9 protein-coding genes and 3 tRNA genes are annotated in these 14,406 nt (G+C 71.1%); 8 read left to right on the top strand and 4 right to left on the bottom strand.

The window, feature by feature from the left end; translation table 11 throughout:
• Positions 1-26: 26 nt before the first annotated feature.
• A complete protein-coding gene (locus tag ACWIGU_RS27110) occupies positions 27-1,466 on the bottom strand; it encodes an FGGY family carbohydrate kinase (protein ID WP_454404280.1) in 1,440 nt (479 codons plus the stop codon).
• Positions 1,467-1,551: 85 nt separating this feature from the next.
• Positions 1,552-1,860: a YtxH domain-containing protein gene (locus ACWIGU_RS27105; protein WP_454404279.1), complete on the bottom strand. Its 309-nt coding sequence runs from the start codon at positions 1,858-1,860 to the stop codon at positions 1,552-1,554.
• Positions 1,861-1,997: 137 nt separating this feature from the next.
• Between ACWIGU_RS27105 and ACWIGU_RS27100 the strand changes: the two genes are divergently transcribed.
• The 5 genes from ACWIGU_RS27100 (at position 1,998) to ACWIGU_RS27080 (ending at position 5,179) form a co-directional block, all read left to right on the top strand.
• Positions 1,998-2,070: transfer RNA gene (locus ACWIGU_RS27100), tRNA-Asn, on the top strand.
• A 5-nt stretch (positions 2,071-2,075) separates the two neighbouring features.
• Positions 2,076-2,148: transfer RNA gene (locus ACWIGU_RS27095), tRNA-Asn, on the top strand.
• A 187-nt stretch (positions 2,149-2,335) separates the two neighbouring features.
• Positions 2,336-2,412, top strand: a tRNA-Ile gene (locus tag ACWIGU_RS27090).
• A gap of 857 nt (positions 2,413-3,269) precedes the next feature.
• Positions 3,270-3,824, top strand: a complete 555-nt coding sequence (locus ACWIGU_RS27085) for a hypothetical protein (protein ID WP_454404278.1) — start codon at positions 3,270-3,272, stop codon at positions 3,822-3,824.
• Positions 3,825-4,258: 434 nt separating this feature from the next.
• Positions 4,259-5,179, top strand: coding sequence for a hypothetical protein (locus ACWIGU_RS27080; protein WP_454404277.1), 921 nt, complete (start codon positions 4,259-4,261; stop codon positions 5,177-5,179).
• Positions 5,180-6,069: 890 nt separating this feature from the next.
• Here ACWIGU_RS27080 and mreB read toward each other — a convergent pair.
• Positions 6,070-7,107 carry a rod shape-determining protein MreB gene (mreB, locus tag ACWIGU_RS27075; RefSeq protein ID WP_454404276.1) on the bottom strand — a complete coding sequence of 346 codons (1,038 nt, stop codon included), beginning with the start codon at positions 7,105-7,107 and terminating at the stop codon, positions 6,070-6,072.
• A gap of 224 nt (positions 7,108-7,331) precedes the next feature.
• On the opposite strand from mreB, the gene ACWIGU_RS27070 reads away from it, so the two are divergent.
• Entirely contained in the window at positions 7,332-8,591 is a 1,260-nt protein-coding gene (locus ACWIGU_RS27070; RefSeq protein ID WP_454404336.1) for an MFS transporter, read from the top strand.
• Between the two features lie 121 nt (positions 8,592-8,712).
• On the opposite strand, the gene ACWIGU_RS27065 is transcribed toward ACWIGU_RS27070, so the two are convergent.
• The gene (locus tag ACWIGU_RS27065; protein ID WP_454404275.1) at positions 8,713-9,051 is read right to left on the bottom strand and encodes a CU044_2847 family protein; all 339 of its coding nucleotides are present in this window, start codon (positions 9,049-9,051) and stop codon (positions 8,713-8,715) included.
• Between the two features lie 268 nt (positions 9,052-9,319).
• Here ACWIGU_RS27065 and ACWIGU_RS27060 point away from each other — a divergent pair, with 268 nt between their 5' ends.
• Both ACWIGU_RS27060 and ACWIGU_RS27055 read left to right on the top strand, forming a co-directional pair.
• Positions 9,320-12,994: a S8 family serine peptidase gene (locus ACWIGU_RS27060; RefSeq protein WP_454404274.1), complete on the top strand. Its 3,675-nt coding sequence runs from the start codon at positions 9,320-9,322 to the stop codon at positions 12,992-12,994.
• 455 nt (positions 12,995-13,449) lie between these two features.
• The gene (locus ACWIGU_RS27055) at positions 13,450-14,322 is read left to right on the top strand and encodes an LLM class flavin-dependent oxidoreductase (protein WP_454404273.1); all 873 of its coding nucleotides are present in this window, start codon (positions 13,450-13,452) and stop codon (positions 14,320-14,322) included.
• Positions 14,323-14,406 lie beyond the last annotated feature (84 nt).

Genomic DNA, 14,406 nt, shown 5'->3' with positions numbered 1-14,406 from the left:
AACCCACGTGGAGCGGGACGAAACGCTCATGCCCCCACGGAATCGAAGGCTCCGGGGTGCGTCTGCTCCCGTACGGCGGTGAACTGCTGGCGCACCGCCTGCCCGACGGGCAGTTCCTCGCCCGGCTCCAGAATCTGCGCGGCCGCGCCCTGCCACTGCGGCAGCTGACCGCTCAGCGCCCACGCCGCCTGCCGCGCCGCACCGAGCGCCGCGTAGTCCGCGGGCTGCGGCACCACGACCTGCGTCCCGAACAGCATCGGCGCCGCGGCCTGCACCGCCGGCAGCTCGGCCGCCGCCCCGAGCAGGAACACCCGCCGCACCTCGACCCCACGCGCCCGCAGTACGTCCATGGCGTCCCCGAGCCCGCACAGCATGCCCTCGAAGGCGGCCCGCGCGAGATGCTCCGGCTTCATCGACTCCCGCCGCAGCCCGCTCAGGGTGCCTGCGGTGTGCGGCAGATTCGGCGTCTTCTCGCCCTCCAGATACGGCAGCATGACCAGCCCGTGCGAACCGGGGGTCGACTTCATCGCCAGGTCGGACAGCTCCTCGATCCCGGAGAGCCCGAGCATGTCGGCCGTACCGCGCAGGGTCCGCACCGCGTTGAGCGTATGGACGACGGGCAGATGCATGCCGGTCGCGTCGGCGAGCGAGGTGATCGTCCCGGACGGATCGACGAGCGCCTCGTGGTGCACCGCCATGACCGACCCGGAGGCGCCCAGTGACACCACGGCGTCGCCCTGCCGCACCCCGAGCCCGAACGCCGCGGCCATCGTCTCGCCCGTACCGGCGGAGATGATCAGACCCTCCGGAGTGGTGCCCGCCGCGTCCCCGGGGCCGAGCACCTCCGGCAGCATCGCCTGGTGCCCGAGCGCCAGCTCGACCAGGTCGGGCCGGTACGAGCCGCTCGCCGCCGACCAGTAGCCGGTGCCCGAGGCGCCGCCCCGGTCGGTGGTCCGCCGCGAGGGCCGGCCGAGGAGCTGCCACACCAGCCAGTCGTGGGCCTGGAGCACGAGCGCGATCCGCTGCGCGGCCTCCGGCTCGTGCTTCGCCAGCCACCGCAGCTTCGTCACCGGATGCGCGGCCTGCGGCACACACCCGACGGCCTGCGCCCACGCCTCGCGCCCACCGAGCCGGTCGATGAGATCCGCGGCCGAGGCCTGTGCCCGCTTGTCGCCCCCTGGCATCGCGGGGCGCACGGTGTTGCCCTGCGCGTCCAGCGGCACCAGCGCGTTCTGCTGCGTCGAGACCCCGATGGCCTGCACGCCTTCGAGCAGCCCGCCGCCCGCGGCCTCGCCGAGTGAGAGGAGCCATGCCTGTGGATCGACATCGGCGGGACGGCTGCCGCCCTCGGCGGATTCGAGCGGGTGCGGGGCATAGCCCTGCTTGAGCACGGCACCGGAGTCCGCGTCACAGACCACGATCCGAGTGAAATCGGGCGAACTGTCCAGCCCGGCGACTATCCCCATGACTGAATTCTGCCGCACTCCGCGGCGGCCCCGTCCCGCGGGCCGGGGCCGGGCCGAAGACCCGCTCGCGGCGGGGCCGCAGGGCTCAGGTGTTGCTGGTGCCCCAGTCGTCCTCGAAGCCGTCGCCGCCCCGGCCGCGCTCCCGCAGTGAGCGCACCCGGCCGGCCACCGAGTCGGGGACCCGGCTCTCGACCTTCTCGCTCACCGAGTGCAGCGCCCTGCCCGCGAACTGACGCGTCTGCTGGGCCGCCGACTCCGCCGTGTTCCGCACGGCGGGGTTCTGCGCGAACTCGCGGGCGGACTTCTTCAGCTGCTCGTACCGCTCGCGTCCGGCCCGGGTCCCGAGCACGTATCCCAGGGCCAGACCGGCGACGAATGTGAGCCGGTAGCGCATGGCTGCCACCCTTCCCTTGTGATCACCGGGGGAACCGATTGGCGGAGCACCCCCCTGCTTGCGCTAATGTATGTGTCGCAGCGAGCGCACGCCCCCTGGCGAGTGCCCAGGTAGATGCGTTCGATGCAACGAGACATTCCCCTGTAGCTCAATTGGCAGAGCAGCCGGCTGTTAACCGGCAGGTTACTGGTTCGAGTCCAGTCGGGGGAGCTCGATCTCCTGTAGCTCAATTGGCAGAGCAGCCGGCTGTTAACCGGCAGGTTACTGGTTCGAGTCCAGTCGGGAGAGCTGACGGACAAGACCCCCGGGGAACCCCCGGGGGTCTTTTCGTGTCGTCTCCTCCACCAGGTGGAACCGTCTGCGGGCGCGGCGAAGTCCTCTACGTCGAGCAAGGCCGGGCATCCGGAGCAGGAGATCGTATGAGCGGCTATGCTGCGGCAGACGGCGCGCACACATGTACGCGCCACGCCGTAACGGGGCGGTAGCTCAGCCGGTTAGAGCAGCGGACTCATAATCCGTCGGCCGTGGGTTCGAGTCCCACCCGCCCCACCAAGGGTTTCCGATGCAGGAACGTTTTAACCTGCGACACACCGGAGCGTCCGTCGTTCGGCGGACGTGATTACCCGTCAGGTACACCGTCGGCCGCCCGCGGCGGCGCCCGAAGCGCTGACGACCAAGCCGTTGGGCGCAACCTCCGTCATCCGGCTCGGGGGAAGCGCGAGCCGGCCGAGCGGGCCATCGATGGCGATGTCTGCCCCTGGCGTCTCAGGGGCCGGGCAGGTGCGTGCCCGGCGATCTGATTGATCTGCCCCTTCGGCCCTTCAGCCCCCTCGGCCCTCGGTTCGCCGCCGACGCGCCGCATCTGCCTGGACGGGGCGTCGCGCGCGGTAGGGGAGTGTCCGTAAGAACGGCGGATCGGGCGGGACGGCGCTCTCCATCATCTGCGGAGGGGGACACCGTCGACTTCGGGATCGCGGACGGTCGCCTCGCGAACCGGCCCGGTCCGCATGGCGTCGGCCGTGACCGCCGAAGGCACCCGGGACGCCCGGGGCATCACGAGGCCGCCGCCCTCAAGCGCGGTCTGCATGGCGCCGACGAGCCTCGCGCCGACCGGCAAGGGTCGCGAGCGACTGCGCGCCACGCGGAAATCCGCGACACGCCGTCGGAAGTTCGAGAAGTCGTCAGCAAGTCACCTGATAGGGCTAACGAGCTGTCAACTGACCTGTAAATCACGCTAGTTGAGAGTAGGCGCGGGGGTCGCAGTCGACGGGCGCCTCCGCGCGCATACGGCCACTCGGATTATTTCTCGCATTTTCAGCACGTCTTATAAGTGACGAATCGGGCGATTTCTGTATCTTCTTTCACAGAGCGGCTGTCCGGCCGATCTCTCCGAGAAGGAAGAAACTGACATGAGCAAGCGCTCCATTGCTGTCACCGCCGCTATTACCGGCGCTGCAGCCCTCGCCGCCACCGGCATCAACTACGCCGCTGCTGCCGGCACGGAGGCCGCCCCGGCTGCTCCGGCTGTTCGTCAGGCGGCTGCTCCCGCGGCGGCGCCCCTCGGTGGCGACTCCGGCCAGGGCAAGGAGAAGGAAGACAACAACTACGGCGGGGGCCGCCACTACGAGGGTCGGATCCAGTTCAACGAGCGGTCCTACTCGGCCCTCGGGGATGGCTGCATCACTGTGGTCAGCGGTCTGGGCTCGCGCAGCTTCAACGTCCGCAACGACAGCTGGAAGACTGTTGAGGTCTTCCGTGGTGCGACCTGCGACAACGGGTCTCCCATTGCCACGGTCGGACCGTGGAGCACCAGCAACAGCATCGTCCCCGCCCACCACATCCGCGGCGGCGTGTTCGTCAAGAACGGCGTTGTGGGCAGCTTCCGTGTGGTCCACGACCACCGCGGCGGCGGCCACGGCGGCGGCTACGGCGGCGGCTACGGCGGTGACAAGGGCGGCTGGTAGTACCTGCCTGCCGCTCGAATAGTTGAGGCCCCGGCCCGCCGGAATCGGGCCGGGGCAATCAACAAAAGATTAACCCAGCCGGGCACGCCGCGCCCGAGATGGCTGAATGCTCGTACGGATCACCTCACGTCCGTGCCTGCATCGCGGTGATCTCGGGCGCACCCATGGGCATGTCGCGCTTCGTCGAAGGCGTGCCGAGGTATGTCCGGTTCCTCGGGCTCGATCGAGCCCTTCCAAGTCACGTCGGCTGCCGTCGGCCATGTTGCACATTTCGCATACGGACGGGGGTATACGAAACGGCGTCATGGCCGACCAGCCGAGAATCGCCATGGGTGGGATGCCGACCGTGCACGGGCTGAGCGTTCACCAGCCGCGGACCGCCTTGCTCCGTCGATCCGTGATGCCGAATTCGCCCCTTCGGACTTGAGGGATGCATGAAGATGCCGCACAGATCGCTCACAGAAACGAAGACACCGGCCGCCGCAGCCATCTCGCAAAGACTTGAAGAGACCATCGAAAGCTCCGAGTACTGGGCAAGAAGGATGCCGCGCGAAGCCGTCCGCCTGGTGCGCAAGGAGCGCCTCTACGGCGTCGCCGCAGGAGGAGTCAGCCTCCTCACCGGTCTTCTGGCCTGGCCCGTGGTCGCCGAGTCCTCCGTGCTCACGGCGCAGGTTCTCATCTCCGGGCTGTCGGGCCTGGCGGCGCTGGCCGTTGCCGCCCCCTTCGTGAGCGGCCTGAGTGATCGCGGCGAGGACTCCGTCAAGCTGGGCAGCGCGTACGGGGAGATGCATCGCGAACTTCTGCGCGGCAGGGAGCAGATCGCCGCGGGATCCGTCGACGCTACGTCTCAACTGTCCGGGTTCTACCAACAGTTCGACTACATCGAGGAGCGCAGGGACTCCCTCGGAATTCGGCCCATTCCCTCACGGGTCAGCGCGTCCGGTATTCCGCTGGCCGGCGAGGTCGGGCGGCAGGATCGGGCCGTTCCGATCGCACCGAGAAAGTGCTCGAAGAGTTCGGCACCCGAGGCGCCGGTGGGCAGCGGTCGTACAGTGGTCGTGGATCAGGATGCGGTCGCCACGCTCATTTATCTCGTGGCGCATCAGTTGGTGCCGCAGAATCAGGCTTCGACAGCGGAGTTCGCTCGTCGCCCGTCTTCGGTTCAGCCCGATATCTGCGGTCAGAGTTCGACGGGGCGTCTCGAACAGCATTGGCAGCCCGCCTTGCCCTTCGACTCCTCACGAAGTCCGGACCCGGGAAGGCGTGACGAAAACCGCCTCACGGCAACGTCTCAAGCGCTTCTCTCGAAGCTGTCCGGTCCGGCGGGGCCACTGCGACGATTCAGCCGTTCATGACGGTGTGTCCGGGCACGAGCGACGGGTGGTGCGGGGCCCGCGTGCTGCCGGCCCCGGAGGGCCCGTCGCCGGATCAGGCCCCGGAGACGTCAGCCGATCAGCTGAGCGGAAGTGCCCGGCGAACTCTTGCATCCGTCACACACAGGGGCTCGGCCCGGCTGCACCGAGCGGCGCGAGCGGCCTGGTGAGCCACCCGGTGACGGGGCGGCCCCGGGAGCTGTGTTCATAGGCGAACCCGCGTGGTGCGCAACATACTTGGCGGCGTGCGGCCGGGACGGCCGGACGCCGCCGCATGCCGCCAGGCCCCCGGAGGGGCCGCTCCCGACTCCGGTCGCGGAGCGGCCTCGCGTCACGGTTGATGTGTCCGGCCACGCGAACGGCGCAACGTCCCCACCGGAGCTCGTGTGCGGGACCGGCCGGCCTGTAGCACCGTTCGCCGTATGGACTCCACTCCGATAGTCGTGCACCCGCCCACCCCCACCGGGGGCCGACGGGTAGCAATCCAGGGGCAAGTCGCCGGGATCGCCCGGAGTGATGCCGACCTCGTCGAACTCCTCTGTCGGGCCGGCGTGACGGTTCACCGCGCGCTCCTCGATGACGAGACATGGGTGAAGTGGCGGGGAGGGCGAGCCCACCACTACGCGTCACGGTGAACATCGTGGATGCGCCGAGGGCAGGCGAGTCTCCCCGGCCTCCTCAGTCATGGCTTTCCGCGTGTGCGGACGTGAGCCGCCCCATGCCGAGCAGAGGACGGGTGTGGTGGCACTGGTCCTGTGCGTGGGCAACTGCCCGAGCCCGCCCGCCTGCGCACCGAGCCCCAGGGCCGGTGCGCAGGCGGGCGGGCTCGCCCTCAGGGCGTCCCCGCGCCGGGTCGAACCCGGGCGCCGGAATCAGCCGGCCACCGGGGTGAGGGTGAGGGGCTGGACCTTGCCCTCCAGCATCGCGCCGAGGCCGAGGACCGCGCAGACGTCCGGGCGTTCGGCGATATGGACCGGTACGCCCGTGGCGTCGCGCAGCATCTGGTCGAAACCGGGCAGCAGCGCGCTGCCGCCGACCATCATGATGCCGCGGTCGGCGAGGTCGGCCACCAGGTCGGGCGGGCAGTCCCGCAGGACCTTGCCGATGCCGTCGAGGACGGCGGTCAGCGGGGTGTGGATCGCGTGGCGCACGGCCGCCGTGTCGACCAGCACCGAGCGGGCCAGGCCCGTCGCCACGTCCCGGCCGTGGATCTCCGTCGACTCCGGGCCGTACGGGGTGAGGCCATTGCCGCTGAGGGCGATCTGCAGGGGACGTACGGACTGGGACGGGAGCATCAGTTCGTGGTGCTGGCGCAGGTGCTGGACCACCGCGTGGTCGATGGCGTCGCCGCCGACCGGGATGCGCTCGGCGGTCACGATCGAGCCCAGGGACAGGACGGCGATCTGCGTCGTGGCCGCGCCGCACACGATGATCATCGTGCCTTCGGGGCGCTCCACGGGCAGGTCGCAGCCGACGGCGGCGGCGATGAGGGTGTCGACGAGTTCGACGCGGCGCGCCCCGAGCCCGACCATGGTCTCGACGGCGGCGCGCTGCGCCAGCGGGTCTGCGTCGTGCGGGGTGCAGGCGGCGGCGCGCAGCCGGGGCTTGCGGCGCAGCGCGCGGCGCAGCTTCTCGCCGATGAGGTGGCGCAGCATGCGCTGGGCCATGTCGATGTCGACGACCGTGCCGCCGGAGACGGGGCGCATGACGCGGATGTAGTCGGGGGTGCGGCCCGTCATCTTCTCGGCAAGCTCACCGACCGCGATCAGGGCGCCGGTGCGGGTGTTGACGGCGGCGGCGCTCGGCTCGTCGACGACGAGGCCCGCGCCCTTCACGTACACCCGGGTCCGCGCGGCCCCCAGGTCGACGGCGAGATGGCAGCGGCGCAACTGCTCCAGACTGACGGTCATGGCAGATCCTCCCGAGAGCGCAGACCGTGACGGGTCGTCAAATAACGGCCCTCCTGAAATCCTGCGGCGGGGTGGCGCCGGGCGCGCGCTGGAATGAGCCGGGCGGGGTTCGGCCGGACGGGTGGTCTTGCCGGGCGTTGTTAGCATCCCGTGTGACCAGCACCCCGTCCTCGCCGGACCAGGCAGACGCCTCCGAGACCCCTGCGATATCCGCTCCCGCACCGGTGAAGGGACCCGCGTCGGGTGGTCGCCGCCGGATTCTCGCCGATCTCACCCCGCTGCGTATCTCCGTCGACTACCGGCGCCTGTGGGTCGGCAACACGGTGTCCTGGACGGGCCAGGCGATGACCGCGCTCGCGGTGTCCCTCCAGGTGTACGACATCACGCACTCCAGCTTCTCCGTGGGCCTGGTCGGCCTGTTCTCGCTGGTCCCGCTGGTCGTCTTCGGCCTTTACGGGGGTGCCATCGCGGACACGACGGACCGGCGCAAGCTGGGCCTGTACAGCGCGACCGGCTCGTGCGCGCTGTCCGTGGCGCTGGCCGTCGCGGCGCTCGCCGGCTACCACCGCGTCTGGCTGCTCTACGCGGTCGTGGCCCTCCAGGCGATGTGCGGGGCGCTCAACTCCCCGGCGCGCACCTCGATGATCCCGCGCCTCCTGCCGCCCGAGCACCTGCCGGCGGCGAACGCGCTCGGCTCCATGACGACCACGGCCGGCAGCCTCGTCGGCCCCATGCTGGGCGGCGTCGTGGTCGGCCTGTGGGGCTACCAGACGGCGTATCTGATCGACGCGGTCGCCTTCTCGGCGGCGCTGTACGCGATGTGGCGGCTGCCGGCGATGCTGCCGGACGTGCCGGAGGGGGAGCGGCGCAAGCGGGCGTCCGTGGTGGACGGTCTGCGGTTCCTGGCCGGGCGGCCCAACCTCCGGATGACCTTCTTCACGGACATGTGCGCGATGGTCCTCGCGTATCCGCGGGCGCTGTACCCGGCCGTCGCGCTGCTCTGGTACGGCGGCGACGCGCGGACGACCGGCCTGCTCGTCGCCGCTCCCGCGGTGGGCGCGCTGCTGGGCGGGGTCTTCTCCGGCTGGCTGGGCCGCGTGCACCGCCACGGCCTGGCGATCGTCCTCGCCGTGTCCGCGTGGGGCCTCGCGATCGCCGTCTTCGGCCTCACCAGAGACCTCTGGCTCGGCCTCTTCTTCCTCGCGCTCGCCGGCTGCGCGGACACGGTCTCGATGGTGTTCCGCGGCACGATGCTCCAGGTCGCGGCCCCCGACGAGATGCGGGGCCGCCTCCAGGGCGTCTTCATCGTGGTCGTGGCGGGCGGCCCCCGCCTCGGCGACTTCGTCGCAGGCTCGACAGCCGACCTCGCGTCCCCCGCGGTGGCGATCACGGGCGGCGGCACGGCGTGCGTGGTGGCGGTGCTGCTGCTGGCACTGAGGTGGCGGAAATTCTTGCGGTACGACGCCAGGAAGCCGACGGCGTGAGGGCGGCCGGGCGGCACGGGCGGGCCGTGCGGGCCCGCAGCGTCGACCTGTTGGCCGGTCACCGGAAAGCCCGCCCCGATCTGGCGCCCGCACTCGATCCTGGCGTGCCGGCGCGCGCTGTTCACGCGTCGTCCGTGGCCGTGCGGTCCTTCGCCGACCAGGTGAGCTTCACCACCAGATGACCCTCGGCCGTGCCCTTGGCGATCACCGCGCCCGCCTCGGCGGACATCTTCACGCCGAACTCGATCTCCACGCCGTCCGGCTTGAGCGGCCCCTCGCGAAAGACCCGCAGCGCCGATTCGGCAGCCGAGCGCGCCCCGTCGAGCGCGGACTCGAACGTGCCGACCGCCTGCGCCGTTGGCAGGCCCCCGCGCGAGACGAGCCGCACCCCCGTCTCGTCGGACGCCTCGAAGACCACGGTCGTGTGGTCGCCGGTCTCGTACTCCACCAAACCGTCCATGCCGCCCCCGTGAAACCGGTCGAAACGTGTGGCACATGCCTGACGCCATTGTGGCCGAGGGGTGTTGGGGCTGTCAGCCGCACGCGGACGCCGGCATCGGGAAGGCATCGGGACGGCGGCCGGAGCGCGTCCGGATCGCCCCCTGGCGGGAAGGTGCCAGGGCAGCTTCCCGCCAGGTCCCGTCAATGTCGCCGTAACAGTGGGCACTTCACACTCTTCGCAGTGCTCGGGTAACACCCCGGCCCGAGGCTTACGAAGAGAGGCAACGATGACCAGAGGACCAGCGAGACGGGGCGCGGCACTGCTGTCGGCCGGGCTCGCGCTAGCGCTGCTTCCGGGCGGGCAGGCCGTCGCCGGTGACACCACCGCCCCGGCGGCCCGCGCCACCACGCCCGCCGCCCGCGCCGCCCACACAGTGACCCTGGTGACCGGCGACAAGGTGACCGTCACCGACCTCGGCGGCGAGAAGAAGGCCGTCACCGTCGACCGCGCGAAGGGCGCGACCGGAGCCGTCAGGACCCAGGTGAACGACGGGAAGATCAGCGTCGTACCGGACGAGGCGCGCCCCTACCTCGCGGCCGGAACGCTGGACGCGCGGCTCTTCGACGTGAGTGAGCTGATACGTCAGGGGCTTGCCGACAGCAAGGCCGACGCGACGCCGCTCATCGTGTCGTACGCGGGCAGGAGCGCCCGTTCCGCGGCGCGCACCCCGAAGGGCGCCGACCGGACCCGCGCTCTCGCCAGCATCGGCGGCGCCGCCCTGGACGCCGGCAAGGGCCGCACGTTCTGGAAGGCCGTGACCGCCCCCGAGGGCAAGGACTTCGCCGACGGCATCGGCAAGATCTGGCTCGACGGCCGTGTCAAGGCCGACATGGCCGAGAGCAACGAGCAGATCGGCACCCCGAAGGCCTGGGAGGCCGGGCTCACCGGCAAGGGCGTCAAGGTCGCCGTCCTCGACACCGGCTACGACGCCACGCACCCCGACCTCGCGTCCCGCGTCACCGAGTCCAAGTCCTTCATCGAGGGCCAGGAGGTCGCGGACGGCAACGGCCACGGCACCCACGTCACCTCGACCGTGGGCGGCAGCGGCGCCGCCTCCGACGGCAAGGAGAAGGGCGTCGCCCCCGACGCGACCCTCGCTGTCGGCAAGGTCCTCAGCAACGAGGGCTCGGGCAGCGAGTCGCAGATCATCGCCGGTATGGAGTGGGCCGCCAAGGACATCCACGCCAAGGTCGTCTCGATGAGCCTCGGCTCCCAGGAGGCGAGCGACGGCACCGACCCGATGGCCGCCGCCGTGAACTCGCTGTCCAAGGAGACCGGCGCTCTCTTCGTCATCGCCGCGGGCAACTCCGGCGCCCCCGGCTCCATCGGCTCGCCCGGCGCCGCCGACTCCGCCCTCACCATCGGCGCCGTCGACGCCTCCGACCAGGCCGCCTACTTCACCAGCAAGGGCCCCCGCTTCGGGGACAACGGGCTCAAGCCCGACCTGTCCGCGCCCGGCGTCGGCATCCTCGCCGCCCGCTCCTCGCTGGTCTCCGGCAGCGGCCCGTACACCACCATGAGCGGTACGTCGATGGCGACGCCGCACGTCGCCGGTGTCGCCGCCCTGCTCGCCGAGAAGCACTCCGACTGGACGGGCGCGCAGCTCAAGGACGGGCTGATGTCGACGTCCAAGGAGCTCGCCGACTCCGCCTACGACCTGGGCTCGGGACGCGTCAGCGTGCCCGACGCCGTGACCGCGGACGTCACCGCGACCGGCAGCGCCGACCTCGGCTACTACAAGTGGCCGTACGACAGCAACAAGCCGGTCACGAAGACGGTCACCTACAGCAACTCCTCCGGCAGCGCGGTGGAGCTGACGCTGGCCGCACAGGGCGCGCCCGACGGCGTCGTCTCGCTCGCCGACAGCAAGCTGACCGTGCCCGCGCACGGCACCGCCTCCACGACCGTGACCGGCGACGGCGCCAAGGCTGCAGTCGGCAACACCAGCGGCCGGATCGTCGCGTCCGTGGCCGGGAAGCCCGTCGCGCACACGGCGTTCGGAATGGTCAAGGAGGAGGAGCGGTACACGCTCACCGTCCATGTGAAGGACCGGGACGGCGCCCCGACAGCCGCGTATCTCGGCGTGCAGCAGCTCGTCGGCAACACCGACCCGTTCCCCGCCACGGTCGGTGACTCCGGCACGCTCCAGCTGCGTCTGAAGCCCGGCTCGTACTACGTCGAGTCCTACCTCGACGTGCACGGCAGCCACGGCAAGGACTCCCTCGGACTCGGCTACCTCGCCGACCCGACGGTCAAGCTCGACCGGGACCGCGAAATCACGCTGGACGGGCGGCAGTTGAAGGAGATCAAGGCCGACGTCGGCCGGACCACCGAGACCCGCCACCTTCTCATGGAGGCCGACCGGACGGCGGGCGGCGCCGACTACATGAGCGCGGTCCAGGTGCCCGTGAAGTACGACAGCATCTTCGCGGCCCCCACCCGCAAGGTCACCGACGGCTCCTTCGAGTACCGCACCGTGTGGCGCCTCGGTAAGCCCAGCCTCCAGGTGGACGGCCTCCGTGAGGCCGTCGTCCAGCCCGGCGGCACCCTGACCGAGGGCCGCAGCCGGCTCGCGGTCGTGGACGCCGGGGCAGGCGCGCCCGCCGACTACGCGGGCAGGAACGTGCGCGGCAAGGCCGTCCTCGTACGGCGCACCGACGCGCTCTCCCCGGCCGAGCTCGCCCGGGCCGCGCAGGACGCGGGCGCCAAGGCGCTGTTCGTCACCGACGATGCGGCAGGCAGGCTCAACGCCTGGTTCGGCACGGACGACGGCGCTGACCAGGCGCTCCAGATCGCCACGGTCGACGCCGCGGACGGCGCGAAGCTCGCCGCGGACGCGAAGGCGGGCCGCAGCGTCACGATGACCGGCACCCGCAACACGCCCTGGGTGTACGACGTCACCGACGAGCACAAGGGAGCCGTCCCGAGCGGCGACCTGACCTACCGGCCCGGCACGTCCGAACTGGCCGTCCTGGACGCGAAGTTCCACGCGGTGAAGCCCCAGGAAGGCGGCGAGTTCCGCTACTCGATCACCGACACCTTCCCCATCGGCATCGGCTTCCTGCAGAAGATCGACTACCCGGCCGAGCGCACCGACTACGTCTCCACCGGCACCGGCCAGAAGTGGCACGAGTCCGTCCAGACGGGCCCGACCGACCTGGAGCAGCGCAGCGGCCTCGTCACCTACAAGGGCGGCCAGCACTCCGAGCTCGACTGGTTCAAGCCGGTCTGGCACCCGTGGCTCGGCACCGGTCTCGGCTGGGGCCAGCAGCGCTCCGGTGACACCCTCCAGTTCAACGTGCCCGGCTGGGGCGACTCCGGTCCCGACCACACCGGCTTCGGCGACGTGTGGAGCGACGACTCCATGACGCAGAACTCCGAGGTGTACGTCGACGGGGTGCTCGCGGACCGCAAGAAGAGCTCAGGCGTGTACGTGTGGGACGCCGACCCGGCCGAGCACACCTACAAGGTCGTCACCGACACGACGCTCGATGCCGCGCGCTGGAAGCTGTCCACGAAGGGTCACTCCGAGTGGACGTTCAAGTCCGCCGCGACCTCGTCCGACCGGTGGACGTTCCTGCCGCTGCTCAACCTCGGCTTCGACGTCGACACCGACCTCGCGGGCAATGTCGACGGCGGACACCGGGTCCCCGTCGGGATCAGCTCCGAGTACGTCAAGGGCGCCCCGGACACCGGGAAGATCGGCGGCGGCACCCTCGAGGTCTCGTACGACGACGGCAAGACCTGGACGAAGGTCACGCTCGACGGGCGCGGCGCGTCCTGGACGGGCACGCTGAAGGTCCCGGGCGACGCGCAGTACGTGTCCCTGCGCGCCTCGGCGAGCGACGACCGGGGCGGCAAGGTCACCCAGGAGATCATCCGGGCAGTAGGGGTCAAGTAGCCCTGTCTGTACGGGGGTTCTGACCTGTAGGGATGTACTGACCTGTAGGGATGTACTGACCTGTAGGGATGTACTGACCTGTAGGGATGTACTGACCGAGGGCCCGGTGCGGCAGCCTGCCGCACCGGGCCCTCGCGTGCGTCTCTGGGTCCAGACGTCCACCCTGTGATACGTCTTGTCCGCCATGCGGGAACGCTCTTGTGGGCGCGCGGTGCCCGCGGGCAGGATGCGTGCATGGCTCCGGTACTCGTCTCGCGCGTGCTCGTCTCACGCCGCCACGTGGATCTTCTGCGTGTGTCGACGATGCTCTGTCCGGCCACGCCCGGCGCCGACGCCCTTTCCTGAGGCCGCGCCGGGGAGGCGTTCCCTCGCCCGGCCCGCCCCCGTCCCGTGTCCTGAAGGCCGGTTCGTTCCCGCAGTAGTCCACGCCCCCGCGCGATTCCCGAGGTGTCGTCATGCCCGAGAACCACCCTCTGCTGCACTGGTACCTGCCGGCCCGCCGGCCGGCCGACATCGACTCGCTGGCCCCCACGGCCCTGGCCGCGGAGCGCGCCGGGTTCGACTCGCTCTCGATCCCGGCCGGCGGCCCCGACCCGTGGGCGCTCGCGTCCGGGCTCTGTCGCCACACCGAGCGGATCGGCTTCCTCGTCGCCCTGCCCGCCGGGAGCGCGGGCCCCACGGTCATAGCCCAGCAGGCCGACGCCTTCCGCCGGTTCGCGGGCGGCCGCCTGAGGCTCGACGTCGGCGCGCACGGCGCCGGGCTGACCCACGACCAGCGCTACGGGCGCACCGACGAGGTGATGGCCGTCGTGCGCGACCTGCTCGACGGCCGGCGCATCGACTTCCAGGGGGAGCATGTGCAGGTCGAGGGCGCCCAGTTGAGCGACCCGGCCGTCGAGCATCCGGTGCCGCTCTACTTCGGGGGCGAGTCCCCGGACGCCGACGGCATCGCGGCCCGGCGGGCCGATGTGCGGCTGGTGAGGACCGCGCCGCCCGCTGTCGTCGCGGAGCGCGTCGCCAGGTCGCGGGACAGGAATCCGCGGCTGCGGTACGGGCTCCGCCTGCGCCTGGTGGGCCGAAGTGAGGCGTCCGAGGCGCGGGACGCGGCGGACCGGATCCTGGACGACGGCCGGAGCGGGCCGGCGCAGGACGCGGTCATCGGCACGTACGACGAGGTGGCGTGTCGGCTGTTCGCCTACCGGCAGCTCGGCATCGACGAGTTCGTCCTCTACGGCTGTCCGTCTCCCGGCGAGCCGGCCCGCGTCGCCGGCGAGATCCTTCCGCGGCTGCGTGCCCTCACGGACGCGGCCGCGGTCTGCGGAGCGTGACGCGCGGCGGCGCCGCCTCCCCGTGGGACCGGGGGAGACGGCGCCGCCGCGTTGACTCCGCGTGACCTTCGCGGGTCGGCGTCA

Source organism: Streptomyces sp. NPDC055400 (assembly GCF_053644375.1).
Note: the sequence above shows the minus strand (reverse complement) of the source record. Positions and strands in the feature narration are given on the sequence as shown.